This is a genomic window from bacterium (assembly GCA_035527515.1).
Classification (GTDB): Bacteria; B130-G9; B130-G9; order B130-G9; family B130-G9; genus B130-G9.
Genome location: DATLAJ010000095.1, coordinates 1 through 25,841 on the forward strand (window position 1 = coordinate 1; position 25,841 = coordinate 25,841).

14 protein-coding genes and 1 rRNA gene are annotated in these 25,841 nt (G+C 57.2%); 6 read left to right on the forward strand and 9 right to left on the reverse strand.

Features of this window, described 5'->3' with window-relative positions; all coding sequences use genetic code 11:
- On the forward strand, window positions 1–974 hold a 974-nt coding region (locus VM163_07190), incomplete at its 5' end, for an ATP-binding protein (protein ID HUT03657.1).
- Here VM163_07190 and tmk read toward each other — a convergent pair.
- On the reverse strand, window positions 971–1,627 hold the full coding sequence (gene tmk, locus VM163_07195; protein HUT03658.1) for a dTMP kinase: 657 nt from the start codon (window positions 1,625–1,627) through the stop codon (window positions 971–973). The genes VM163_07190 and tmk overlap by 4 nt on opposite strands.
- Before the next feature lie 195 nt (window positions 1,628–1,822).
- Between tmk and VM163_07200 the strand changes: the two genes are divergently transcribed.
- The gene (locus VM163_07200; GenBank protein HUT03659.1) at window positions 1,823–3,337 is read left to right on the forward strand and encodes a glycosyltransferase family 87 protein; all 1,515 of its coding nucleotides are present in this window, start codon (window positions 1,823–1,825) and stop codon (window positions 3,335–3,337) included.
- A gap of 38 nt (window positions 3,338–3,375) precedes the next feature.
- Here VM163_07200 and VM163_07205 read toward each other — a convergent pair whose 3' ends face one another.
- From VM163_07205 to VM163_07235, 7 genes are all read right to left on the reverse strand, one after another.
- Window positions 3,376–4,362 carry a metal ABC transporter substrate-binding protein gene (locus VM163_07205; protein ID HUT03660.1) on the reverse strand — a complete coding sequence of 329 codons (987 nt, stop codon included), beginning with the start codon at window positions 4,360–4,362 and terminating at the stop codon, window positions 3,376–3,378.
- Window positions 4,363–4,928: 566 nt separating this feature from the next.
- On the reverse strand, window positions 4,929–6,875 hold the full coding sequence (gene mutL, locus VM163_07210; GenBank protein ID HUT03661.1) for a DNA mismatch repair endonuclease MutL: 1,947 nt from the start codon (window positions 6,873–6,875) through the stop codon (window positions 4,929–4,931).
- A 36-nt stretch (window positions 6,876–6,911) separates the two neighbouring features.
- Entirely contained in the window at window positions 6,912–7,694 is a 783-nt protein-coding gene (locus VM163_07215; GenBank protein HUT03662.1) for an ABC transporter ATP-binding protein, read from the reverse strand.
- Between the two features lie 234 nt (window positions 7,695–7,928).
- Window positions 7,929–9,614, reverse strand: coding sequence for a PQQ-binding-like beta-propeller repeat protein (locus tag VM163_07220; protein ID HUT03663.1), 1,686 nt, complete (start codon window positions 9,612–9,614; stop codon window positions 7,929–7,931).
- Window positions 9,615–9,800: 186 nt separating this feature from the next.
- Window positions 9,801–10,352 carry a hypothetical protein gene (locus VM163_07225; GenBank protein HUT03664.1) on the reverse strand — a complete coding sequence of 184 codons (552 nt, stop codon included), beginning with the start codon at window positions 10,350–10,352 and terminating at the stop codon, window positions 9,801–9,803.
- A gap of 37 nt (window positions 10,353–10,389) precedes the next feature.
- Window positions 10,390–13,062, reverse strand: a complete 2,673-nt coding sequence (locus tag VM163_07230) for a M1 family aminopeptidase (GenBank protein HUT03665.1) — start codon at window positions 13,060–13,062, stop codon at window positions 10,390–10,392.
- A gap of 269 nt (window positions 13,063–13,331) precedes the next feature.
- Window positions 13,332–14,895 (reverse strand): 16S ribosomal RNA (locus tag VM163_07235).
- A 557-nt stretch (window positions 14,896–15,452) separates the two neighbouring features.
- On the opposite strand from VM163_07235, the gene VM163_07240 reads away from it, so the two are divergent.
- The gene (locus tag VM163_07240; GenBank protein ID HUT03666.1) at window positions 15,453–17,063 is read left to right on the forward strand and encodes a glycosyltransferase family 39 protein; all 1,611 of its coding nucleotides are present in this window, start codon (window positions 15,453–15,455) and stop codon (window positions 17,061–17,063) included.
- Here VM163_07240 and VM163_07245 read toward each other — a convergent pair.
- Complete coding sequence (locus VM163_07245; protein ID HUT03667.1) at window positions 17,018–18,667, reverse strand: hypothetical protein; 1,650 nt, start codon at window positions 18,665–18,667, stop codon at window positions 17,018–17,020. The two genes, VM163_07240 and VM163_07245, sit on opposite strands and share 46 nt — an antisense overlap.
- 834 nt (window positions 18,668–19,501) lie before the next feature.
- Here VM163_07245 and VM163_07250 point away from each other — a divergent pair.
- The 3 genes from VM163_07250 to VM163_07260 form a co-directional block, all read left to right on the forward strand.
- Complete coding sequence (locus tag VM163_07250) at window positions 19,502–21,508, forward strand: carboxypeptidase-like regulatory domain-containing protein (GenBank protein ID HUT03668.1); 2,007 nt, start codon at window positions 19,502–19,504, stop codon at window positions 21,506–21,508.
- An 88-nt stretch (window positions 21,509–21,596) separates the two neighbouring features.
- On the forward strand, window positions 21,597–24,356 hold the full coding sequence (locus tag VM163_07255) for a carboxypeptidase regulatory-like domain-containing protein (protein HUT03669.1): 2,760 nt from the start codon (window positions 21,597–21,599) through the stop codon (window positions 24,354–24,356).
- Between the two features lie 18 nt (window positions 24,357–24,374).
- A partial coding sequence (locus VM163_07260; GenBank protein ID HUT03670.1) for a hypothetical protein occupies window positions 24,375–25,841 on the forward strand: 1,467 nt, incomplete at its 3' end.

Consider the following 25,841-nt stretch of genomic DNA (forward strand, 5'->3'; position numbering starts at 1 on the left):
GTTTCGTTGGGATCAGGGCTGTCTCGGGAGCGTTCGTCCGGCCGCTGCTCGAGACCCCAAAGAAGTCGCTGCTCAAGTTTTTGGGCGACAATGCGATCGACTACGTGCAGGATTCGACCAACCTTGGCGGAGCTGCCCTTCGCAACAGAATCCGCCACCGGCTAGTTCCTACCATAAATGAGGTGTTTGGTTCGCACGCTCTTGCGAAGCTTGCATCCTTCTCGAGGCTCGTCGCCTTGGACTCGCAGGTCCTCGATGAGACCGCACAGAATGCCTACCAGAACGCCACTTGTGAGGTGGACGGGAGGCCCGCACTCCTGGTCGAGGCGCTCAGAAAGATGAGGCCGGCTGTCCACAACAGGGTTGTAAAACAGGCCCTGACTGAGCTCGGCCTCCCACGTCAGAGCATCTATTCTCGCCACATCGCGTCAGTCATAGCCGTTGCGGCCTCGCACAATCCTGAGGCCAGTATCAAGCTCCCCGGAGCGGTGAATGTAACGAGGCATGGTGGCGCGATCGTGTTTGGAGCGCCCGATGCCGTCCCCAGCGACTATCCACCGTTTGAGTGTGAACTTTCCGTGCCCGGCAGTGCACAACTCCCCTCAAGAGAAGTTACGATAACTGCCTCGGCAATCGAAAGCCCGGTCCGGGCGATCCCCGTGAGCAACACCGACGCGCTGCTTTCGGCCGACGTCTGTCTTCAATGCGGCACGAGGCTCATCTTAAGGAGCGCCAAGGGCCAGGACACCTTCATCCCGCTTGGCATGGGCCAAGAGGTCAGAGTTTGCCGCTTCCTCAAGAAGCAGAAGGTCTCGCGCTTTGAGCGGCTGAACCATCCGCTGATCACAAGACGAGATGGGACGGTGCTCTGGGTCGTGGGGCAGAGAATTGACGAAAGGGCGCGAATCACAGAAGCCAGTCGAGGCGGCGTGCGCCTCACGCTGCGCAATGTGCAGTTGGACTTAAACGGCTAAGCGCCCTTAGCGAAGCTCTCTGGGTAGCGGCGCACCAGCTCCTGCCTGATGAGCTTATGAATCTCCTCCTTGCCCAACCTACCATTGACCACAAAGAACCGGTCCTTCTCGCGCTTTGCGAGAATGAGATAGCCTTTTCGCACCTGTCTGTGAAAATCAAGAGGCTCGCCCTCGAGACGGTCTTTACCGTTGCTAACGAAGCGCAAGGGCTTAGACGAGATCCTGTGCAGGCCGATCTCCGGGTCGATGTCCAGCAGGACAGTCAGATGCGGCATGCGGCCGTTGGTCGTGATCTGATTGAGCCGCTCTATGAGAGAGATGTCTATCCCGCGTGCATAGCCCTGGTAGGCAATTGTGGAGTCCACATACCTGTCGGAGATGACGACGGTGTTGTGATTGAGCGCCGGCACGATCAGCTCCTTCACGAGCTGCGCTCTGGCCGCCATATAAAGGAACATCTCAGAAAGCGGCGAGAACGGCGCTTCAGAGGGTTCTAGCAAAACGGGGCGAAGCCTGTCGCCCAGCGCCGTCCCTCCCGGTTCACGAGTCTTGACCACTGAGACCCGCATATCAACCAGAAGGTTATGGAGCATTTCGACCTGCGTAGTCTTGCCTGCGCCCTCGACACCTTCAAAAGTTATGAACAGCTGCACATGAACTCCTCCAAAAAATCATCAATTGCCAATGAGTCACCGCAATAATGCGCCTACCACTTCTTTGCTGTCAAGCCAACGAAGCGATGAGTTTCCCATACGGTCTGTTCCAAAGACCCCGCGCTCGCTATGACACGATGTTCCGGACTGCGCCAGCACTTGCCCGTTCCACGGCAGCTTGATACGATCCTGCAAATGCCTGATAACCTTTACATCTTCGTCAACTGGGCCTGCGCTGCGGTGCTTGCGAGTGTGCTGCTCAAGAAACTCGCCCCCAACTCCACTTTCTGCAGGCCGCTCTTCACGCACAGGATGAGGCCCGCTCGACTTGCAGTTCTCACAGCAATTCTCGCCATAGCCGGCGCGGAGTTTGCTCGCACTACGCTCTATGAGCCGATGTTCCAGCGAGCCGAACCGGGCGATAGCGTGCAGCTGCCAAGCGCGAGCGGTCAGAAGCTTCCGCACAAGCTGCCGAAAAGCCTCGATTTTGCGGAGTATTGGCTCGGCTCGAAGGACCTTGCGCTCGGCAATAACCTCTATCGGGACATGGCCGGGTATATCCATTTCAGGGCCGCACAGTTCAGAAAAGAGGGCAGGCAAGTCCCGATGGCAAGGTACTCGGACTGGCTGCCGACGGACAGGGAGGGGTTCCAGAGGCTTGACAGACTCTCCCGAAAGAACGGCATCCCAGTTTTCCCATACTTCACCTACCCGCCGACCTGGTATGTGCTCTTTACGCCGTTTACTAGCATTGACTGGCGAGATGCGCACGATATCTGGCTCGTTGCGAACCTCGTGTTCGTCGCGGGAGCAATCGCCCTAGCACTGCTTGCGATCGGCTACCGGCCCGGAGGGATAGAGGAGACGCTCGCCCTAATCACGCTCGTTGTGGGCTACTCGCCACTGGTATTCGCGCTCAAGGAGTGTCAGGCCAACAGCCTCGTCCTTCTCATCGTTTGCGCCGCTTTGTATCTGGCATCACGGGGCAAGAACGCTGCGGCAGGTGCGCTGATCGCGCTCGGCGCAGCGGTCAAGGTGTTCCCTGGGATACTACTGCTTTACTTTCTCTGGAAGCGCAAGTTCAGGCTTGCGGCCTGGGGCTTCATCTGTCTGCTAATCATCATGGCGGCGTCGGTCGCAGCGGTTGGATGGGAGGTCCACTACTGGTACTTCTTCAAAGTGGCGCCGACATGGGCCTCGAATATGAGGGCCTTCGACATGAACCAGTCGCTAGCGGGCGTCGTCTCACGGGCGTTGGTCGGCGGCGAGGGCATACGACCAATCGCCCATCGGCCCAGGCTCGCAAGGGCTTCGATCACGCTCCTACAGACCGCACTTTTGGCGATCGCCCTGTGGGTCACCCGGGGCCGGGCGAGTCGCTTCAATAGCCGTGTTTGGCTCGAAGTCGGCCTTGTCATTGTCTTCTACCAGCTTGCCTCAACGTGGGTGTTGATTCACCATTTGGAATGGCTATTGATCCCCTTTCTGTTCGTCTGGGGGATGAGCCGCGGCGCCAAAACTGTCTCGCCGTGGCTTTGGTGCAGCCTCGGCGCCTCATACGTGCTCACGGGAGTCAGGTATGTTTATTGGCGCGAGGCGTTTAGGGCGGAGTGGATGGCACTATTGGCGTCGCTTAAATCCTTTGGGATGCTGGTTCTGTTCCTCGCCCTTGCCGTGTGGGTTTGGCGTCTAAGACGGGAGCAGACGTGAAAGCGTGCATTGGGCTATGAGCGCTCGTCGGGATAGAGCTAATCAGAGCTCTTGGCAGGCGTCGTCTGGAGGCTCTTGACGGCGCCCATCAGCGTTCGAGCGTGGTGGCGCATCAGGGCAAGACAGCTGTTTGCGTTGGGGTCTAGACCGACGGCCGAGGCGAGGAGGGTGATCTTGAATCCACCCAATTCGGCCAGCTGCCCGGGGAACGATTGCTCCGACAGCGGATCAAGGACGATGATGCGCACGTTGTTTCTGGCAAGCGTCCTGGCAAGCGTCCTGGCGGCGTCCGGTTGGGCGATGCGGGGGACCATCTGGTCCAGCCGGCCGACCACTGAAAGGTTGAATCGCCGAGCGAAGTAGAACATCCCATTACAGCCGGCGACCATTTTGATGCTCGAGGCGGGGGCCAGCTCGGTGGCCACCTCTGATTCCACACTGTTTAGCTCGGCGAAGTAGGCCATCCGCTCATGCTGGAGATACTTGGCCGCCTCAGGCAATATCGAGATGATGTCCATCTGAATGGCCAGCACCATCTCCCGCACATTGCCCGGATCGAGCCAGAAATACGGGTCAGTCAGTCCTGGGTAAGCGGCCGCATCGGTACCGATGTGCTTCCCTTCCCTGTCCAGAAGCCCCACGTTTTTCGACAGGTCAACGATCTTGAGGCCAGACCTGTCCAGGTCCCGAGTTATGTCGTCAACCCAATCATCGAGGCCGGCGCCGACCTTGATAAGCAGGTCCGCCTTGTATATGTGGACAACGTCCCTGGGCTTCTGTTGAAAGCTCAGCAATTGAACTTCATCCGAGACAAGGCTGGTTACGTTCACGTATTGCTCGCACGTCCGGACCACGAGGTCCTTGAGAATCGGTATCGTCACGACGACTTCGATCTTCGGCGTTGACCCAACACCCGGCACGTTGCGCTGCTTCCCAGCAAACTGCGGCATCTGCGTCAGGACCAAGAAGGTCAGAAGCGTCCAGACGGTCAAAAGCACTGACCCAAGGATTATCTTTGCTCTCAAAGCACTATCTGTCTGTCCCATTGATAGAGGGTTCTGGTCGATTCTTGCTGATCGGATTCTGCCACGCCTTGAGAGTTCCGCAAGTCGTTTGACCCTCCCCCAATAATCACATTGATGGGTGTTTGGGGTTTTATTGTGAGCGCCGTTGGGCTTATAATCGCTGAAGAAGGTTTACAAGCATGCGATCGAGCAGCCGGACGCACAAATCGCCTCGTCTTTGAATTCAGCTGAGGCGTGCCGAACTGCTGATCGTCGCTTCCTTCGCGGCCTGAAAAAGGGGTCAATGCAGAAGTGTGCCGCAATCCGCCTTCCGAAGAGCAGAAAACACGCCTAACTCGCCTAAAATCCCCGAATCTGCGCTCACCAACACACCTTTCCTTCACTGACACCCAAACAAACACATCGCCTGAACCCAAAAAGTCAGCCTAGACCGCTTGTCCCCAATAAACCTCATTTAGCGCAATCTGATTATTGGGGGAAGAACCTTTCGGTGAGGCTCGGAGCCTGCCGCTCGCCGTCCTATCTGCAAGAGGTTGACCTTCAGGCCCTCTGCACCCGTTCGGGCACTACTTCTTCGCGGACCGGAGAAAGGACCTGCGCAGACCGTTCAGGTCGAGCTCGACTGTGGTCGGTCGGCCGTGCGGGCACGTCATTGGGTGCTCGGTCTTGGCAAGCTGGTCAAGCAGCTCCTGCATCTCGGGGACCGACAGCGCCTCGTTGGCTTTGATGGCGGCCTTGCACGCATAAAGTGCGCACACCTCCTCGACCGGCCTGAAGGATAGGTCCTTGGGCTTTTTTGATCGGGCCATTAGCTCGCCCACCTCGGCCACAAGCTGCTCCACATCGTCATCTGACAACAGCAATGGCTTGGACTTGACGGCTATTGACCCGCCCCCGAAATCGTCAAGCTCAAGCCCTAGCGGCTCAAGAAGATCTTTCTTTGATAGCAGCAAGTCGTGCACCGCCGGCGCCACCTCCAGCACCATTGGCATCAACAGTCGCTGGCTTGGGATACTCCCCAGTTTGACCTGCCTAAGAAACTTCTCGTAGTATATCCGCTCGTGGGCGGCATGTTGGTCGATTATCACGACCGCGCCCCCTCCCTCTGCAACGATGAACGAGTTATCGATCTGGCCGACGGGGACAAGCCGCTTGCCAAAAAGGCCTAAAGTGGGGCCTGGCTCGTCCACCGGCTGAGCGTGAGGCCGTGCGGCTGCACCCGATGCCATCTGTGTGACCCCCTGAATCTCGCTCGATAGCGCGGTCTGCCCGCTGCCGGAGGCAGACCTCTGCTCACTGCGCAGGGGCGGCCTCGGGACCTCTTCAGTAGTTGCCGAGGTTTTTTGCGCTGCGGCCTCGGTGTGGTCCGGACGCGAGAGCCGCGTGGCGTCATGCGCCGGCTGCTCGGCCTCAACCGTCTGGGGGCTGTCATGATGCGCCAGGTCGATCGTTATCGGCTCGGATACACCAACGGGCGGCGTCCTGAGATTCGTTGCCACATCGACAACAGGACCTCTCAGCGTCCTGCGCAGCGTCTCGGCTACTGCCTGCTGGACAAACTGGCACACTCTGGCCTGACGAGCAAACCTGACCTGCCGTTTCGTCGGGTGAACGTTCACATTCACTTGCCTGGGGTCAACTCTGAGAAAAAGCACCAGCGCCGGATGCCGGCCACGCATCAGATATGGCTTATAGGCGTCGTAGATAGCGATTTGCAGCGGCTTCGAACTGACCGCGCGCCCGTTGACGAATATCGATTGCAGACGGCGGCCCGATGCGGTCGCCCTCGTTGGAAGGCCGATATGTCCCTTAAGAGCAAGCCCTTCGCAGCTGGCAGAGACCCCGACCATAGTGTTCAGGACCTCTTGCCCCAGAACTGCTGCGATGCGCTGCGCCAGACCATCCGAGGCGGCGGCGTCGATAACTCTCCTGTCGTTGTGAGTCAGCACGAAGCGCACTTCCGGCCGGCAAAGGGCATACTGTGTAGCCGTCTGATTCACCCAGAAGAACTCAGTGTCCGTGCTCGCCATAAAGGCCCTTCTGGCCGGCGTGTTGTAGAAAAGATTCGACACCTCCACCAGCGTGCCCTCGCGGCAGCCGACCTCCTCGACCTTCTTCAGAACGCCCCCGCGAATAACAATAACCGTGCCCGACTCCGCACCTCTCTCACGAGTCTTGAGCGTCACGTGAGCGACCGAGGCGATGCTCGCAAGCGCCTCACCCCGGAAGCCGAGCGTGGCGATGCTATCGAGGTCAGCGACGGTCCTGATCTTGCTCGTGCCGAACCGCTCGAAGGCCAGCAGGCTGTCATCCCGCCCCATCCCCACGCCATCGTCCTGAACGCGTATCAGCCGCTTGCCCCCTGCACGAACCTCGATCGTGATGTCCGTAGCCTCAGCGTCCAGTGAGTTCTCGACAAGCTCCTTAACCACTGAGGCGGGACGTTCAACCACCTCGCCGGCGGCAATTCTGTTCGCTACCAGCTCCGGGAGAATCTCTATCCTATTGGCCACTGCGTTCAGCCTCGATAAAGCTACGAATGTCCAATCTCAGGCGGGGAGCCGGCCAACGCTCCGAAGCTCCTCCTCCGTCAGCCCACCGGTTGCGAACTCGTGGATGCGTGCGTCCTGGGAACGCCTGAACTCACCGACGCTCATCACCGAGATGATCTTGCCCCCGTGGAGCATGGCTATCCGGTCAGTGAGCATAAACGCATTCTCCAAATCGTGCGTAACCACAATTGACGTTACCTCAAGCCTTTTCTGAAGCCGCCTTATCAGCCGGCTGATGACGTTGGCAGTTATCGGGTCGAGCCCGGTCGTCGGCTCGTCATAGAGTATTATCGGCGGACGAAGCGCAATCGCCCGCGCAAGCCCCACACGCTTTCTCATCCCGCCCGAAAGCTCGCCCGGATACTGGTCCTCGACGCCCGGCAGATCGACCATCGCAAGCGTCTCCTTGACAACCTCGAGCTGCTTCGCCTCGTCAAGATCGGTGTGCTCCCTGAGCGGATAGACCACGTTCTCGAAGATAGTCATCGAGTCGAAGAGAGCCGCGCTCTGGAACAACATGCCGATCTTGCGCCTCACTCGCCTGAGCTCGTCCTCGGACAGAGCAGTAACATCGTCTCCATCCACGATGATGTGCCCTGAATCAACCGGCATCAGGCCCGTCAGCGTCTTCAACATCACCGACTTGCCTATGCCGCTGCGACCCACGATCGTCAGCGTCTCCCCGCGCACCACCTGGAGGTTCACGCCATCGAGAACAATCAGCTCCCCAAAGCCCTTGTGAACGTCCTGATACTCTATGATAACGTCCGAATCTGCCATCTATCCGCGCCTCAACTGATCAAATAACTAGACTCATAATAGTCGGTTTGAGTTGCATTGACGAATCGGTTATGTGGGAGGTGGCATAGATGCTGAACGGCCACGCCAGAGCCAGGCTCCGGTGAAACCAACACACATTCCTCGTTCAGGAAACGCCGAAGAGCGCTGAAAGTCAGACCCCAGCGTTCTGGCCCGCCTCAGGCCTCGGAAGAGATCGCACGAGAAGATACCAAACTACGGCGTCTGCACGGAGCTCCTGCCGACTGTGAAATACGGCCAAGTATCGCTGACTTTGCCCTCGGTGTCGGTCGCGACCAGTTCAAGCAAAAATCGTCCTGCGGAAAGGAAGCCAGGAGAAACCTCAGTGTTGAGGCTGTATTCGCCGTCTGTACCGTTTGGCAGTAGAACCAGTCCCGTGGGCTGCCCGTTCAGGAGCACCTCAACGGAAGCGATCTTGGACGTGCCAAGCGGATGATAGACCTCGGCGTTGATCGTCAAGAGGCCACCGTCAGCGTCGGTGACGTTCGATAGGCCGTAACCCGCGGACAGTATCGTTGGCCAATACTCAGGCGGCGGCTCTGAGCCAGGCCCAAATGCGTATAGGCAGCACGTTACAGGATTATCGAAATCCTGGGCGAACATGTATATGCGATTATCCGGCCCGATCGCCGGCTCGCAACCCGCCCAAGACAGATTGGTAGGGCCAGCGCCGTATTCCTTATGGCTTACGAGCGCCCCTCGCATATCGAAGACGTCCGAGCAGCAAACAACGCGCTGAGGCACGCCCTGCTCGTACTCGGTCCGGGAGTAGAAGACATAAACCAGCTCATCCGCATCGATTATCGGGTGGTTAGGCAGGTCGTAGCTTCTGTCCCTGCTGTCTGCCCACTCATTTGACCACAGGAAGGCCCCATCTGTGGTCACCGCACTCAGAATCTGGGAGCGGTTCTCGGCACTGGTATTGTCCCAGAATGCGTAGCATATACCCCTTTGGGAGTCTAATGCCAAAGGCCAGCCCATCCCGTCATTGATTCCCTCGTCGTAGGAGTATTGGTCTCCTTGCAGCCTCTCCCAGACCAACTCGCCTGTCTGGAGGTCAAAGGCGATGATGCTGGGTTCCCTGTGCTCGAGGCTTGGGCGGACTATCACCTGGCCGTTGCCGTCGTCAACCACGGGGAAACCAAGAGCCATGTTGTCGTTCCGCCAGCGCAGCGTCCCGTTCGCCTCAAAGCAGAGCAATGAGGTCGGCAGCTCGGCCGCCCAGATGTCGTTCAGGTCCGCCACACATACGATTATTCCGCCATCCCGGCTAACCGCTGGCGGAAACAGCAGGTTCAGGCCGCCCAGCTCAAACATCCAACACAGTGTTCCTTCAGGCGAAATTCTCGCGATGGCCCCGGGGGCGCCTATGCTGTCGTCGCCCTTGCGCATCGGCAGGATGATCTCGCCGGCAGGGCCGATAGCGGGCGTCAAGAAATAGTAATCGTCGGAGAGGTCGGGAATCGTGTATTCACCGATCTTTGCGCCGCTCACGTTGAAAGTGCGCAGCGTGTTGACTAAACCCGCATAAACTCGGTCGCCGCAGATAAGCCCCACCTCGGTCCCATAGCAATAAGCTGGTCCAAGGTCCTCTTGGAAAGAGAGCCGACCATCTCTGTCGTAAGCGCAGAGCTTGTGGTCTAGCGCGAAGACCGTCCCATCCTCGGCAACGGTCGCGTAGAGCGCCCCCTCATGTTCGGTCGGGACCCTCCAAAGAAGCGATATCTCTGCTCCCGGGCCCTGGAAACTGCTCTGATTGGTGCGCGCGCTGTTTGCCCCGACCATCGCCCACGGCGCCTCGGCCAGCGCCACGGTCGCTAAGAGCACGATTGAAAAAACGACCACAACCGACAAGCTTGGGCAAACCCTACTGTGGAACATGTCCGTCCTCCTGCTCATGGTTTTCAGGTTCGTTATGCGTCCATCCATCAAAAACACCTATCCAAACCAACGATAAATATACCTCAATGATACGGAATCGTCAACCTAGGGGCGACTCCGAGGCAGAACTGTTCGTAGGGCTTGCCTCGCACCAGTCCTTCTCTCCAATCCAGCAATTCGCTGACGTTAACCTGGAGGGCGATCATCCCAGGGGGCCTTTTGGCCATCGACCTCCTCCAGCAGGCGTTTGTAACGCGACTCCTTCCGCCTTCTGGCCGCCTCCCTCGACTTGAGAAGAACGCCGAGCACGATATAGCCCAGCGCGGTGAGCCCAAACACCATCAGAAAGGCCGCCGCGGTCGTCCACTCCCACACAATAATCAACGGGCCCGTAAGCATAAATGTCCATAGTATCGCAAAGACGAGCATTGCCTTGCCCATTAGCTCGTCTGAATACTTGAGGCCGGAGAACGCCAGAAACGACCAGACAACGCCCATAATTATATACCAAATGGTAAACACAACCGATTGTCTCACGGGCACGGGAAACTGGAGCAGAAATGGGGCCATACAAGCTGCTGGGGCGCCAACCATATAGAGGGCTATGCAAGAGCCTATCACTAGTGCGTTACTGCCCTTTTTTATCCCGAGCTGAATCAGAAAGCAGAAGAGCCCCAAGAGTGCCAGCGGGATCAGGATAATACCTACGAAGATCAACGGAGCATTATCTGCCGTCATCGGCCATCCAGCATCCTAAAAACATCTCAACCATAGATCACTTGGGACCGACGTATAGCTCAACATCCTCCTGGTCGGCATCTGCGACGAGGAGCATCGCTTCCGGATTGCCCACGATGCGGGAGATGTCGGCAAAGGGCACATCGAGCTTGTAGTCCCCGAAATCAGGGCCGATGAAGACCACCGCTCGGTGAGGCGCCTGGCCTGACTTGGGATAGACATCTATTGGATATGGTAGGGCAAACCCGCCCGGGGTGATCTGTGCGGAAAGAGATATTGTCGCATGGGTCACCTCTGTCGCCACGTCAGTTACTTCAACCAGCACGCCAGGCAGGTCACCTGTATGCACATAGAGCCTGAAAAGGCCGGAGAGGTCATGGCCGGTTGCCTTCTCAAACGCTGCTTTGAGCCCGGCTTCGGTCAGACCCACTTTCTGACTGTCCAGCTGGAACCGCTTGAGCGTGGCGAAAAAGTGCCGGTCGTTGTTGGTCGCCATTCGGAGGATATGATACAGATACGCCCCTTTCGTAGAGAATAATATGGCGCCACATCGCTGGCCCAGCCGGAACCCGGCCGAGATCGGAGGAGGTCCTTCTAACTTCCTGATCCATGCGGCCATGCTTTTGAACGATCTGACGCCGGGCTTGCGCATTTTGAGGTCCTCACTAAACAGCATGTTGAAGTAAACCGCCGTCCCCTCTTGGAGCCAAACGTCATCAATATCCAGCATTCTCGCCGCGTCGCCCCACCACTGATGCGACACCTCATGGCTCAGCTGCCACCATAGATGAGTCGGATTCACCATATCGGTCATCGTCAGCATCGAGGGCCAGCTTATGCTGCCGACATCGCCCGGGGTCGCCTGCACCAACGCTAGCCGCTTATACGCGTATTTACCGCAGTATTTCTCGGCCCAGGCGACGACCAGACTGAGCGCGTCCAGCCACCTACGGCCGACGACCTCTCCGGACCGCGTAAATACAACGAGTTGAGGCTCAAACTCATCGTCAACGAACTCCTCGAATCTCCCAACTGCGAGCGATGGCAGCGGAGTAGGGAAGTCCGCCGTGTAGCGCCAGACGGTTGTGTTCTTCTTGGTCTCCGGTGACTTGGGATAGCCCTGAGCAATCGCGGTGAATCCGGTTGGGACCTCTATCTCGAAAGTCATTCCACCATCCCGAGGCGCCTCGGACCTCCAGCGTGTAAGCGGAAACCACTCGCAGAAACCGTTGAGAGAGAGCCCGTCCTCGCAGAAAGAGACCCAATAGCCCTCGCCCAACATCTCGATGGTAGAGGTATCCCTGTAATCCATGCTGTACTCAATCGACACGTTTGCCTCGCCGCCAACTATGGGACTTTTAGGCGCGGAGAGCTGTAAAAAGCCATCCATAGACATAGGAGGATAGCCGCACGCGAGCGCCGAGGCGATTGAGTCGTCCACAGCGAGCTTCCCCTGCATGAAAGGCGTCTCTTCTTCGTTGATCCGGCAGCTCTGAACCTTGCACGCGGAATTGAGCATGAAACGGATATCGCGGCCAGGCTCGAGACGCGATGCGGCGACCTTACACTTCACAGCCAGTCTGAGCCGGTCAGGATGCCAGGCAACCTGAAAATCATACCGCTCAGCATCGGGAATGATCCATTCGTGCCGTACGCCGGATGACTCCCAATACGAGACAGGCGCACCAGTCCATGGGCTAGTCATCATCACCGTCTCGGACCCGCGCTCGCCCGCGAAACAGAAGCCGAACACGCCAAGTTCCTCGGTCTGGACAACCAACATCGGATATTCGTAGCCGGCATAAGGCGCCAGGCCCTCCAGGGCTTTCTCTTCGGTAAGGGGATAGACCGATTTGATGCAGTCTCCAAGAAACTTCTCCATCGACTCAGCGACCTGCTGATCCGACTCGCCTTTTGGCTCTTCCTTAAGCTCTTGAACTCGAAGCCTCAGCTGCTTGATCTGCCGAGGCTCGCGCTTTTCGTCCTTGAAGGGGCAGGTGACAAATACCCGTGTTATCGCAATCGGCTTATCAGGCTCCGGAACAAAATCGACGAGCATCTTGCGAGACTTGGCACAGGTCGGTTCAAGCCTGAGCTCTCCTTCCCCCTCGAACAACGCTCCCAAGCGCTGGCCGGCAACGTCCACAACGCACGCTTGGGCGGTCTTGAGCGATACACGAACGCCACACAGATTAAGCGAGAACTCTCGCGTGCCATCTACGGCAAGGGAGATAGCGGGGGTCCCGTAGTCATCGATCGATTTTACTGAGGCGCTGGCGACCGTCATTGCGTTTTCCTTTCTCGACAGACCGACCTCCAACGCGATGCGCCTCACAGCATCGTCCGACTTCGCATAAACCTCCGCCAGATGAGGCCAACTGTCGGCAGTAATGGCAATACACGGGACTCGATGGCATCGAACGGTCGGCGAGGTCGAAAGCTGCTCCGGAAACACCGCGAGGAGCCTCGAAAGGTCGGCCTCAACGGCAACAGTCGGAGGCGTGCTTCCAAGTTCCTTGCAGATTCGCTCCACCTCGGCCTTCAGAGATTCGGTCAAAGCCTCGCGTAATAGTCTTTCGCTCTTCAGCACGGACGTGCCCTCCTTTTTAATCGCTGGATAGGCCTCTTGAGTTGCCATCCCGACAACGAGCAGAAGCAGCAGGGCATAAGCAAGCAATCCCACCCCGAAACGCCTTGGATATGTGCTCACGGTCATTTCCCTCCTTATCCTTAATTTGGCTTTACTCGAACTCATTCCGCTAATCTAACCGGCGTTACTGGGGTTTTCAAGCAGGAATCTTAACCAGGACTGGGTTGTAGTTTGCGCTCATTAGCCGGTGCTATGCCCAACAAAGCAGAAAGCCCGCACGTTTGGGCGGGCTCTCCGACTCAAAGAGGAGCAACTAGATGAGACACTACAAGAATAGGAGCCGCGGATGCAGTCTCGCGGTCAGAGGTTAGCCCTTCTGTCATCCTTAGAAAGGAGGTGATCCAGCCGCAGGTTCTCCTACAGCTACCTTGTTACGACTTCGCCCCAATCGCTGGTCATACCGTTGGCGCCTGCTTCCCGAAGGTTAGCTCGGCGACTTCTAGTGCAACCAACTTTCATGGCGTGACGGGCGGTGTGTACAATCCCCGGGAACATATTCACCGTGGCATGCTGATCCACGATTACTAGCGATTCCTCCTTCATGGGGTCGAGTTGCAGACCCCAATCCGAACTTAGACCTGCTTTTTGGGATTGGCTCCACCTTGCGGTATTGCGACCCTTTGTACAGGCCATTGTAGCACGTGTGTAGCCCAGGGCAGTAGAGGCCATGAGGACTTGACGTTATCCCCACCTTCCTCCGGTTTGTCACCGGCAGTTCCACTAGAGTGCCCGGCATTATCCGCTGGCAACTTAGGGTAGGGGTTGCGCTCGTTGCGGGACTTAACCCAACATCTCACGACACGAGCTGACGACAGCCATGCAGCACCTTGGGCACCGTCTCCCGAAGGAGAAAAGCCTGTTTCCAGGCCGAGCGTTGTCCATTTAAGCCCTGGTAAGGTTCTTCGCGTTGCATCGAATTGAACCACATGCTCCACCGCTTGTGCGGGGACCCGTCAATTCCTTTGAGTTTTAGCCTTGCGGCCGTAGTCCCCAGGCGGGGCACTTAATGCGTTAGCTACGGCACAGAAAGTTCAATACTCCCTACACCTAGTGCCCATCGTTTACAGCTAGGACTACGGGGGTATCTAATCCCCTTCGCTCCCCTAGCTTTCGCGCCTCAGCGTCAGTGTCGGTCCAGGGAGACGCCTTCGCCACTGGTGTTCCTCCCGATATCTACGCATTTCACCGCTACACCGGGAATTCCACTCCCCTCTACCGAACTCAAGCCAAACAGTTTCAAGCGCAGCTCCCCAGTTAAGCCGAGGGCTTTCACGCCTGACTTGAAAGGCCGCCTGCGCGCGCTTTACGCCCCGTAATTCCGAACAACACTCGCAACCTCCGTATTACCGCGGCTGCTGGCACGGAGTTAGCCGTTGCTTATTCGGGAGATACCGTCTAAGAACAGGCTTATTGGGCCTGAACCTTTTCGTCTCTCCCAAAAGGACTTTACAACTATAAAAGCCTTCATCGTCCACGCGGCGTCGCTGCGTCAGGGTTTCCCCCATTGCGCAATATCCCACACTGCTGCCTCCCGTAGGAGTCTGGGCCGTATCTCAGTCCCAGTGTGACCGACCGTCCTCTCAGACCGGCTACCCATCACAACCTTGGTAGGCCATTACCCCACCAACAAGCTAATAGGCCGCGAGCCCCTCCCCAAATAAGCGCGACCGAAGTCTAAGCGCCCTTTGGTCCTAAGTGGATGTCCACCTATGACGTTATCCGGTATTAGCTACCGTTTCCGGTAGTTATCCCAGTTTCAGGGGTAGGTTACTCACGTGTTACTCACCCGTTCGCCGCTCTACTTGTTCTCCGAAGAAAACGTTCGCGCTCGACTTGCATGTGTAAGGCACGCCGCCAGCGTTCGTTCTGAGCCAGGATCAAACTCTCCACTTGCAAAACTTTTGTCGTCATTCACAAACTTTTTGACGGGCTTGACCCAAAACAACGCGATCCTGCGTTTCCGCAGGCTCCTGTTCTCGCAATGTCAAAGACCGAAATGGGAGTGCATATTCTCCCATCCTCAGTTAGCACATAAACAATAGTGCCCCAACCAAGAAATGTCAAGTGTTTCTTTTCGCGGCGCACGGCCAATGTCTTAAAAGACCACAACCCCACTCAACATATCCCTCCGCTTATGCCACTCATCGCCAACCGCAATCAGCGGTTATGGCGGGGGAAGGACTCACATAGCCTCAAAATTCAACACGCAACCAACCAAAAGGTTGCCTCACGAAGAGACACCAAGCCTCTTCCTTCGTGTTTCTTGGCCTCCTTCGTGAATCATCTTCTCAAACGTCTCGGACTTCGGCGTCCCATCCTTGCCTGTCCATTGCCGCCCCAATAGGCAATCTGATTTTCAAGTCCCTGGGGCACGATTGACTTGACCGGCTCGAGGTGTAGAGTTCTGTCCGCTGGTTGGCACGATTTCGGGACCTAGGGAGATGGGAGCTTTGCGGGCAACTAGTGTTGTCAAAAAGGAATCATACTGGGGCGGAGTCGCAAGAGCTGGCGCCGTCGGGATATTGCTCCTCGCGGCGGCCCTGCGGCTCTGGGGCCTTGGTGCGCAGAGCATCTGGCAGGACGAGGCGTATTCGGTTGTGCTTGCCCGGGAGCACGTGGGGACAATTATCCAGAGGCAAGTCGAGGACTCATCGCCGCCACTTTACTATGTGTTACTGCACTTCTGGATAGTTATCTTTGGCGATTCGGAGTTTGCCGCCCGCCTCCCTTCCGCACTCTGCGGCATCGGCCTAGTCGCTGCGACGCTTCTGATCGCGTCGCGCCTCTTCGGCCCGAAAGTGGGGCTTGGGGCTGGCGCCATGCTTGCCATTGCGCCGCTTGCTGTATGCTACTCGCAGGAGGCGCGGATGTATTCACTCACGCCGCTTCTGGCCGTCATCTCTGTGTATCTGTGCCACCTGCTCGGTGAAAACGTTTCTAAAAGGCGAATTGCTTGGTTCATTGGGACCACGGTGGCAATGCTCTACACGCAGAACTACGGCGTGTTCGTCCTGGTCGCAGAGGGGCTATACCTGCTGGCCAATCGTAAACGGAGGCGAGACCCCAGGCCGATGCTTGCCCTGATGGGAGTGGTGGGAGCCTACGTGCCCTGGCTCTTGGTCCTCAGCAAGCAGGTTGCGGAGAACACAACACCGTGGATACCCCAGCCTCGGGCGCGGATGCTCTTCGAGACACTTCTGCACCTATCGTTCAAGAGTTGGCGCCTTCCCTCTACGTTTTTTCTTAAAGTCATCTGGGCAGTTGGCTTGGCCGCAGTTGCCGGGCTTATCATTATGGTCATCTGCGTTCTAGCCCGAGCGAGGCGCTCGGATTCCGAGGCCTGGGGGACTGGTGCCGGCCTGTTGTTTTTGTCCTACACGATTGTCCCCATCTTCTGCGCATATATTGCCTCGCAGAGCAAGCCGATCTACGTGCCTGGGCGCTATGACACGATCGTTCAGCCGGGGCTGTTCATCCTGGTTGCCCTTGGCCTGACTTCAATCCGTGTTGATTGGCTTAGGAATGCGATTGGGTGCGTGTTAGTTGTCGTGCTCTTGCTCTCTCTTCACGCCTACTTCACGGTGTATTACAAGAGCAATGACCGCGAGATTGCGGGCTACATCGCGCACAACGCGAGGGAGACTGACGTCGTGCTTTTCACCGATCTGACGATCACGCCGTTCAGGTATTACTATCCGGACTCGAAGATCGCCACACTGCGCTTTCCACAAGGTGGTTTTGGGTGGACGCCGAAGGGCGCCTTTACGAACGACCTTGCGTTCTTCGAGCAAGAATTCGACACAGTTAAGCGAAGGCTGTCGGCGTTATGGCCGCAGAAGAGCCGCCTGTTGGTCGTGTTCAAACCTTCTCCCGCCCTCTACTGCCAACTGTTGGCCCGACTGCGCACCGAGCAATGGCTACGGCTTGAGGCTCGCGTGCCGTTCAGGATGGGGCACAACGTTGAGAATCAGGCGGAGGCGGTCTTCGTATTCGGGGTTGTCGAGGCGCCGTCGGTCTATCGTCCGACAACGAATGACGCGGCGGAGACTGAGATGAGATAATCCCTTCCGGAGGCTGTAAGCGCCGCCGCGAACTGATATTGCCCGGTGGGAGTTTCATCCGGGACGGTCAGCCCGAATACCGCGGCCGGGCCGAACGTGAAACCATTGGGCAGGACGATGTTGGTGAGGCGCGATCGAGCATCCGCGTCGAATCCGCCGTCAACCAAATAGGAAACCGATCCGTCTGGCAATACAAACGCCAGATAGAGATCGACCGAGATCTCAGGCCCCGTGTTCTGCACAGCGATCGAGCAGCGGATGGTGTCGCCCGGTCGGAAGCTTGCGCCGTTGAGGTACGACTGAATCGCGAGGTCCACAGGCGCGTAGTGATACCCCATATCGACTCTATTAGTGTCCAGCGCCCCGTCAGTCTGGGTCGTAAGCGCCGTAAGAAAGAGCGACTTGGGCGTGTCGCTACCCGCATCTATACATGGGCTATGCGCATCCTGCCCAGCGTCCAGGCTCGAGAGATAATGATCGCCGGTTGGCCCCGCCACGAAGAGGGGGTCCTGGGAGATATTCCCCTCGCCACCGTGCGCCCAATCCCGAACACATGAATAAGAGGGCGTTGAGATGCCAAAGAACTCGGCGCCGACCGGCGCGCTATTACCCCAGATAATGCAATTCTTGATTGACCCGTAGCTGCTGCACAGTCCGCCGCCAAGTTCAGCCCAATTACCGCTGATCGTGCAGTTGGTCAGCCCCGCCTCACAGCTGTAGAGTCCGCCACCGCGCGCGGCAGAGTTTCTGGTAACGAGGCAGTTGATAATGACGGCATAGCAGGAATAGAGCCCTCCGCCGCTCTGGTTGGCAAGATTGTCCGTTACGATGCAGTTGGTGATCATCCCTACACAGCCACAGATGCCGCCTCCGTAATCTGCAAAGTTGCCTACGATCGCCGAATCGGTGATCTCCCCATCGCAGTAGTATATGCCACCACCGTATTCCGCCGAGTTGCCGCTGATGGTGCAGCCCACGATCTGGCCGTTGCAGCGAAACAAGCCGGCTCCACGCGCCGCCCGATTGCCCTCGATCACGCAGTCAGCTATCTCCCCGTGGAAGCCATATATCCCACCACCGTAATACTGCGCCTCGTTATCACGGATAGTGCAATCCACGACATTGCCGTTAGAAAGATACATGCCGCCTCCATACCTCGCGCAGTTGCCTACGATGGTGCAGTGTTCGATCCGAGCCCGGGTCCGAATATCAGCGTAAAAGCCTCCAACAATCCCACCACCATTGACCGACTCGCCATTTTTGATGGTGAAACCGGCCAGCGAGCACGATTCGTCTTCGGTGCCGTCAAACGTAATGACCGTGCCGGCCTTGCCGCCGTCGATTATGGTTGAGGCGACGACATCGTCATCATTAGAGTCCAATGATTGCAGGATGAGATTCTTGCCGCCATATCGCAGATTCTCCCTGTATGTGCCGGGATGAACAATTATCCAGTCCCCATCCTGTGCAGCATCGATGGCATCCTGAATGGCGCCAAAATCGGCTGAGCCATCCTGAGTCACATGATATTCCGCCGGCCAGACCGGGGGGGCACAGATCAACGAGAGCAGCCCAAGAGCGAGAAGCAAAGCTCTGAAGTTCATCTCTCACCACCAGTCTAGTTATCCGTGATAGCTCTATTGTAACAGTATGCGCCAGGTTGGCGGCAAACCAAAGGATTCCTTTTGAGGCTTCTCCCTGTTGATGAGAATACACCCTGCCGAAAAATCAGATTGACCTCCAGAGTCGCAAGGTCTTTTGGAGTTCGGTGGCACGACACTGCTTTGGCTCGCCGCCGTCTGACGCGGCGTGGGCTCTGTCAAGAAGCGTGCGGTTGTTTCGATGACGGCTTCCAGGTTGAAGATAGATGTCTATGAGAGGGTGGTGTCGAGCCACCACCAATGAAAGCGGCGTCGGGCCGCCGCAGTCCAAATGGTAGCGACTCCTTGCATCAATCTGATTTCTCGGGCCTCGCTCTTCAGGAGTTTCCCCATTGTTTGGTATTTGTGGGTTGTGTTATTGGCTGTGAGGCGACGATTTGGACGTTCAAGAAGTGGAATCGCCAGATTCAGGACAGACAGCCCCAACGGGGCTGAATATGAGTAGCCCCGTGTGCAACGCGGGGTCACAGACGCATCCGAATCCATCTTTCCGACCCCAAAGGGGTCGAACAAATGGACAGACCAATGGTATCGTTCGACCCCTTTGGGGTCGCTTTTCAGGAGGTTTCGCGCAAACCTTTCCGCAGGTTTCACCTGCGGCTACTCACGTTAATCCCCTGTCGGGGATTGGCCGACAGCCCGAAGCCTAACCAGAGCACAATGCTGCCCTGAGCTCGGGCCTCGGAACAGAATGGGGAAACTCCTCTCGCTCTCAACTTGACCTTCGATAGCTGTATCGTGCATAATTACACATGTCTTAATCAGGAGGATACCCGTATGATCCGTGCTCGGCACATCAAATGGCCAGTATTCGTAACCGTTGGTTTGTGCTTCTGTTGCTTGACGGCGCTGGTTGGGGCACAGCCGTCTTTGGATGCTAACGGCCCCTCGATCAGGTTCTTCCCGGAGAAGTACGATTACATCACTTGGGATTGGTTGAGGCTCTATGTGGAGATTTGCCCGCCACGCGAGGATACAATCGTCGATATGTATCTTGGGCTCCAGCTGCCGGACGGGAAGTTGTTGTGCCTGGTTCCAGACCTGTCATTCTCGGGCCTGATGGTCGAAGAAGGCAGACTGTTCGAGGCGGACTGGATGGCGCCCTCCTCTTTACATCCCGCAGCGAGGGGTCTTTACATCGAGCGAGATGAGATGTTCCCCAAGACGCTTGTGTACAGAGCTATTCTTAGGCACGAGCTGGCATTGGCCGAGGGCGAGTATTGGCTGTTTGGCTTGCTCTGTCAGGCAGGTGCTTTCCGGACCATTTCGTTCAGCGCCGAGTCGTTTAGCTTTGAGCCGCAGCATTGCACCGTCTCTGGGCAAATCTTCGACGAAAAGGGGCCTGCCTCGTCTGCCACAGTGAGAATGCGAGCAACAGCAAACGAGGTCTTGAGCGACAAGGATGGTAGATTCTGCCTTGAAGGGGTCCCATGCGGCAAGCGACTCGACGTCTCTGGCTGGAAATACGAGTATTATTGCACCGCTGGCGAGGTTCTGACTCCGACCACCGGGGTCGTTTTGACATTGGACCCGATAGCGGCAGTAGATAACGAAGATTATGAATGGATTCCACCGACGCCGTCCATATTCGACCACCAATTCAACTGCATGAAATGCCAGCACCCTGGGTTTCAGCAGTGGGCGAACAACTTCCACGCCCGTTCGGCTAGCAATGTCATATTTCAAACGCTTTACACTGGAGCCGACATTCATGGGAATCCAGGGAGAGGCCCGGGCTATAAGCTTGATTTCCCCAACACGGCTGGCAGCTGCGCGCTTTGCCACGCGCCATCAGCCGCGCTCGAATCGCCATACGATTCGGATATGGCGAATCTTAGTCCCCTCGGTCAACAGGGCGTTTTTTGCGACTTCTGTCACAAGATATTCGATACGGACCTTTCCAACCTGGGAACGGTGTATGGGATCAATGCAATCAAGCTGCGCCGTCCATTCCCTGACCGATGGATCGTCTTAGGCCCGATCAAGGACGCCGGTCGCATCAGCACATTCCTACCATTGATGAAAAGAAGCGAGATATGCGCACCGTGCCATGCGTGCGAGTTCTGGGGCGTGCCAACTTACACCTCGTATCCTGAATGGGAGGCCAGCGAATACAAAGAGATGGGCATACAGTGCCAGGCCTGCCACTACCGGCCGGATGGGATCACAACGAACTTCGCCCCCTTGAGCCAGGCTAGCGAGAGGGCCCCGGAGACCATCCCGTCGCACCTGATCATGGGCGAGGACAATCTCTCCCTGCATTACCAGGCGGCCACGTTATCAATAACAGCGTCAAGAGGAGCGGACAACCGGCTCGCTGCGACGCTGGCGGTTTTCAACGCGTTTGCGGGGCATCATCTGCCGACCGGTCGGCCGATACGGAACATCACTCTGTTGGTTAATGCGTTCGATTGTCAGGGCAACGAGCTTGAGTTTCTTGGCGAGCAGATCGTGCCGGAATATGGGGGCACCGGCGGCGGGCCTCGCGACTTTGCCGGGCGTCCCGGCAAGATGTTCGCCAAGATTCTCGTGGACATGATGGGTAATCACCCCGCGCCATCGTGGCGGCAGACGATGATTCTCTCCGACACTCGTATCCCGGCGCTTGAGTCTGATTTTTCCACCTACGAGTTTATATTGCCAGAATCCGCTACCTGTGCGACAGTTGAGGCGCAGTTGATATATCGTCGGGTCTTCAAGGACCAGGCTGACGTCAAGAGCTTAGCGCTCGAGGATATTCTGATGACCAGCGAAAGCGAGACGTTCCACTTTGGAGGAGATTGATATGATAGGGGGATGCTTACCAACCAAGGTTGAGCGACGAGCGAGTCGATCGAGCCTGCTAAGAACGCCCGTCGGAGGATTTGTTGTGATGTTGGCTGTTTTGGTCGTTCTTGTCTTCCTGCCAGAGCTGGGCGCTGTTCAGGACCCCAAACAGTATAGATGGTCGAACCTGCTCGGGCCGCCCGGCGGTCTTGGATACGACACCCGGATCGATCCCCGCGATCCAAACATAGTTTTCACGACGGACCAGTGGGCGGGGATGTGTAAGAGCTATGACGGGGGCTACACGTGGTATCCGAAGAACGAGGGCATAACCAGCAGGTACGGGCCCTCGCTTGATTCAATTCCGATTTTCTGTTGCAGGATTGACCCATACGACTCAAACATAGTGTGGTGCGGGACGTTTGGGATGCGTGGAGTGTATAAGTCGTTCGACGCTGGGGAGACGTGGGTCAAAATGGACAACGGGATACCCGACCTCGAGGCGATGTCCTTCCGTTCTTTCACGATCGACCCATCCGACACCGACATCGTTTATACGGGCGTTGAGGTGCCGGTGATAGGTAAGAACAGGTCCAGGGGAATGATATTCAAGACTGTCAATGGAGGCGAGAGCTGGTTCAACGTGCTGGAGTGCGATGCGCTGGTGCGGCATATCATGATCAATCCCATAGACACGAACATCGTTTATACTGCCACAGGCATCTTCGACCGTTGGGACGTGAGATGGGAGGGGATACTCAAGACTGTTGACGGCGGCGAGACCTGGTTTCCCGTCAACAATGGGCTTCTGGACGAGAATGGCGAGGGCAGCCTTGTAGTCGGCGGCCTCACGATACACCCGGATGACCCCGACATCCTGTTCTGTGCGACGGGGAGGCACCAGGGCTTCGGCTCGGAGCCAAACCCTAGACACGGGAGCGTTCTGAAGACGGTCAATGGCGGCGCCAGTTGGGCCACTATCTCACCAGGGTACCACTGCTGGAACGCGGTTGAGGTCGATTGCAACGACCCTAATATCGTCTATGCATCGTGTGAGCATTGGTTTGCCCGGAGCTACGACGGAGGTGAGACGTGGAGGATGACGGCGCTGGGCTTACCCGGGGTCTATTCAGGTGTCCCGATAACGATCACGATCGATCCGACTGACCCGGATAAGGTTTTCGTGAACTCGTACACGGGGGGACTCTACCTCTCGCTGGATGCCGGCGGCAGTTGGACGGACGCCATGAATGGCTTCACTGGTTCTGAGATGACAGATGTGTCCATGGACCCGCACAACCCGTCCGTGGTTTTCGCGGTCGGCAGACCTGGCCCCTTCAAGAGCGTGGATGGAGGGCTCACTTGGGTAGGAACGGGAAGCGTTCAAGGCAGATATCAGCCTCGACCGGAGTGGTCGGCGGTGTGCGTTAAACCCGACGAGCCGAACGTGGTGCTGGCGGCCGATCAGTTCTATGGCGAGCTTTATAGATCAGAGGATTGGGGAGAGAGTTGGGAGATAGTTCTCGCAGTAATGCCCACGGACCAGGTATCATATCCCTACTCGCTTCATGGGTTTAAGGCGATCGCTTTTGCCCCCTCGGATACGTCGATAATATATGTTGGGGCGCGGTTACCCGACAAGACTATCGAGTTTGAGCGGACGACGCCGTTCGATACGACGCGGCCCAGCATGGGGATTTACAGGTCAACGGACGGGGGAGATAGTTGGCTTCAGATGAACGACGGGCTCCAGGACACCACGAAGAACATAAACGGAATTGTCGTGCACCCACAGGACCCCGACATTGCCTATGCGTGCACCCTCAATTCGGGGATATACAAGACAGTCGATGGAGGCCAGCACTGGATGTCCGCTAGATTGGGCGTAACAAGAAACGACATAAGGGTGTTGGCTATTGACCCCGTCAACCCGGAAGTGCTTTATGCCGGCGCCGAGAACGCGGGGATATTCAAAACGGTGGACGGCGGCTTTAGCTGGACCCAGGTCAACGTCGGTATTGACGCTGAAGCGACCGTCAGGGGAATAGCCGTGGACCCGCTCAATAGCGATAGGGTTTACCTGGGCGACTGGCACACCGGCGCCTACGTGTCTGAGGATGCTGGCGGCGTCTGGCGGCACATAAACGCTGGGCTGGATAATAGGGCCATAACGGCCCTCGACATTTCCGCCGACGGGAGCGTGCTTTACACCAGCACGCAGGGAGGCGGTGTCTTCAGGCTCGGCGAGGTTCCAACCTCTGCCACGCTCACGGGCCGGATTCTGGATGCGGTTTCGGGCGAGCCTGTCCCGGCTGCTGACGTGTCTCTGTTTCCCACTGTCGCTACTGTCCATACCGATGGTAACGGCGAGTTCTCGTTCCCGAAACTGCGCGCTCGCACCTACGACCTAAGCGTATCGGCGCCAACCTACAAACCCTACAAAGACAACAACCTCATGCTACTGGCTGGGGAGACCCAGACCGTTTACATCGCGCTCTGTAAAAGACTATACCCCGCGCTGATCCCATCCGTGGGAGCCGACATATTCTACCCCGGAGATGACATCCATATCGAGGCGCGGCTAGAGCATAAGGGACCATCAGTCCGGGTGGACCTGTATCTTGCCCTTGCTACCCAGGACGCACTGCTATTTTTCTCGGCCGGCGGCTTTTCACCCGAACCGTCAGGTTTTCCTTTTTTTGCGGTGACCGGCGTGGACCTTTCCTTCTCGATCGCAGATGTTCACGTTAGTGAGGAGACTCCTTCCGGTGCATACATGCTTATCGGAGCGGCGGCGGTTCCGGACTCGTTTGAGCTCTATTCTATGGTGCGAGTAGCATCATTCCAGATAGCCAGCCAAAGATGATACTTTGAGGAAACGCAGATGAAAGACACCATCTTTTCAGGGAGGCGGCACAGGACCATCATACGTGCCCTAGGCACTCGAGCGTGCCTTATGTCGTTTCTAGCTCTGCTGCTTTTGATTTCCGGCCACGCACTGGCGCGGGACCTCGTGCAGACTAGAGACTCGAAAGACAAGGTCCTCTTGGTGGACGACAGCCGCGTTTACTACTACACCACCGGCGCCTCATACTTCACGGATGCCCTGGAGACGCTGGGGCTTGAATACGACATATACGACACGTACGAGGAGGCCACAACCCCTACCGTCGGGCTGCTTGCATCTTACAAGGCCGTGATCTGGACGACCGGGGACAACGCAAGTCCCTTTGTCTCGGAGACCGCTAGACGGGTCGAGCAGTACCTCGACGAGGGAGGCGCCATGTTCATCTCATCGCTTTGGCTTGCGGAATGGCTTTCGGAGCCTGATTCGGCGGACTTCATGCACGAGTACCTGCATTTGGGTTTTGAGGACTACGCCAGACCGCTCCTCATGGAGGGCAGATCTGGCGACCCGATCACGTCTGGACTCATGCTTTCGATGGAATCACCCCTAAGAGAGAGGGAGTATGCTTGCCTGGTGCGGAACCTCGACAATGCCTGCGAAATAATCCTCACAGACCAAGCCCAGCCCAAGCCAAACGGCGTAGCCGCGCGGGTGCCATCCGATGATGTCTCGTTACCCTATCGCGTCGTGGTAACGTGTTTCCCTTATGAGTCAATCGTGGGTCTTGGGAATGAGCCCGAGATGCGCTACGAGTTCTTATCCCGCGCGCTCGCATGGCTTGTTGACGAGGTCCCACCGCACATGAATTGGTCTGCCCCGGCCGACGGTGCACAGGTCACTTACTCCAATACCGCCATATCGCTCGAGCTCTCCGACGTTGGCGCCGGCGTTGATACGGACAGCATCGAGCTCATGGTCAACGGCCACAGAGTAGAAGCCGAATGCCATGAACTCTCGGATTGCCTGAGCGTCCGCTTCTGCCCCGAGCAAGCTTTCGCGCCGGGCTCACAGGTCGCTATCCGGGTGTCTTGCGATGACAGGTACAAGACTCCGAATCAGATGGGTGCTCGCGAGTTCTCCTTCTCGGTCTCGCCGGGCGCCTCGGAGGACACGAGCTCGCCCCATGTTTTAGACTATGGCCCGCTAGGCGACGTGACCCGGGCCAACAGCTCATTTGCTGTCTTCGCAGTGATAGCGGATGAGGGGACAGGTGTTGACCGGGGCTCGCTGACGATGACGATCAATGGCGCGAGCGTGGCCGCCATAACCCAGCGGACAGACGGAGGGTGTGTGATAGGCTTCCAGAACCCATGTGCGTTCCGGCTGGGGAGGAGTTACGACGTTGTCGTAACAGCTCAAGACCTCGCCTGCCCCCCGAACCAGATGGACCCACTCAGGTTCTCCTTCTCCATCCCTGCTGATGTCTTCCCTCCTTACGTCGCC